Annotated in this window: 3 protein-coding genes; all 3 read right to left on the minus strand. The window is 73.9% G+C overall.

Annotated features, from left to right (window positions below):
* Window positions 1-95 (minus strand): sodium/proton-translocating pyrophosphatase (locus PSEJ35_RS17785; protein ID WP_343122520.1); only part of this gene is annotated, 95 nt, incomplete at its 3' end.
* Window positions 96-122: 27 nt separating this feature from the next.
* On the minus strand, window positions 123-1,232 hold the full coding sequence (locus tag PSEJ35_RS0113765) for an HDOD domain-containing protein (RefSeq protein ID WP_028918280.1): 1,110 nt from the start codon (window positions 1,230-1,232) through the stop codon (window positions 123-125).
* 173 nt (window positions 1,233-1,405) lie between these two features.
* The coding region (locus tag PSEJ35_RS0113770) for an inorganic diphosphatase (RefSeq protein WP_028918281.1) at window positions 1,406-1,612 on the minus strand (207 nt) is incomplete at its 5' end.

Raw genomic sequence — 1,612 nt, forward strand, 5'->3', positions numbered from 1 at the left:
TGGCGGCGCACTTCCTCCACCACCGAGCCGGCTGCGCGGCCCACCGCCGCCATCGCCATCGCGCCGAACAGGTAGGGGATCAGGCCGCCGATCAGGCGGAGCGCGTCCGCCGCCCGGTGCGGTCAGTCGGCCAGCGCGGCCGGGGCGGTCAGCGATTCGGCGTAGTTGCGCCACGCGGCCAGGCGCGGCAGTACGCCGGTGCGCGCCAGGTAGTCCTGGTCCGGCTCGTCGCCGCCGGCCAGCGCCATGGCCACGTGCACCGCGCCGGTGACCCAGAAGCTGCGGGTGCTCGAGCGGGCCGGGGCCCGATGGAAGGCCACCGCCTCGATGATCGGCATGGGTAGGCCCCACAGGCCCAGCAGGTAGGCGCCCGCCTCCGCGTGGCCGGGGCGCTCGTCGCCGTCGACCGGCGGCTGGCGCTCGTCGCGCACGCCGGGCAGCAGCAGGCCGATGTCGGCCAGCAGCGCGGCGGTGGCGCCCAGTTCGGCGGAGGAGTCCGGCAGCATGCGCTTGGCCAGGCGCGAGGCCAGCAGTGCGCGCTGTTGCAGCCGGGCGCGATCCGTCGCGCTGGTGCCGGGCAGCGAGAACACTTCGCAGGCCAGCACCAGGTCGCGCAGGGTGGCGATGCCCAGCCGGGTCACGGCCGCGCGCAGGTCGGTGATGGCGCGGCCGTTGGAGAAATAGGCCGAGTTGCACAGTTGCAGCACCTTGGCGGCGATGGCCGGGTCGGCGGCCACCAGGCGCGCGATGTCGGCCGCGCTGGCGTCGTCGTCGGCTTCCAGCGCGTGCATCAGGCGGATGTAGAGCTGCGGCGGCGGCGGCAACTGCTCGACCCGCCCGATGCGCCGTCCCAGCGCCGGGTTGTCGAGCAACTCGCGCAGTTCCTCCAGGTTGCCGACCGCCTCCAGCAGCAGTTCCGGGGCCAGCGGAGCGGGCAGGAAGCGGTGCGCCACGCCGATGATGCGGGCCGGCGGCGCCTGTCCGCTCTCGATCACCGCGATGCGCGAGGTCTCCGGGCGCAGCGCGCGTACCTGGCCCAGCAGCGTGGCCGCGGGCAGGTCGGGAAGGCGGGGAGCCACCACGGCGACGTCCGCCGGCTCGGCGGCCAGGCGCGCCACGGCCTCGCTGGCGTCGCCGCAGCGCTGCACGTCCCAGTCCTGGCCCATGGACGAGAGCAGATCGAGCAGATCGGCCGGGAATACGGCCTGGTCGCCGACGAACAGGATGCGCACGGATACCTCTCCTGGGTGATGGCACGACGGCGGGCGCCGGGCGGGCGCCCGCCGTCGGTTATCGGGAACCCCGGACGGAAGTTGAGCGCATCGGGGGCGTCATCGGCCGCCAGGGTGCGGAACCGTGCCCAGGATCACGTTTCCGGGCGGCGCGCGTCCGCCGTCGGGCCGGGTCAGGCCTGCCCGGCCGCGCGGCGGATGGCGTCGCGCAGGATCTGGCGCGCTTCCTCGGCGCCACCCCAGCCTTCCACCTTGACCCACTTGCCCTTCTCGAGGTCCTTGTAGTGCTCGAAGAAGTGGCCGATGCGCTCCAGCCAGTGCGGCGAGACCTGGTTGATGTCCTCGACGTGGGCGTAGCCGTTGAACACTTTGGCCACCGG

The organism is Pseudoxanthomonas sp. J35, from assembly GCF_000513995.1.
Taxonomy (GTDB): Bacteria; Pseudomonadota; Gammaproteobacteria; order Xanthomonadales; family Xanthomonadaceae; genus Pseudoxanthomonas.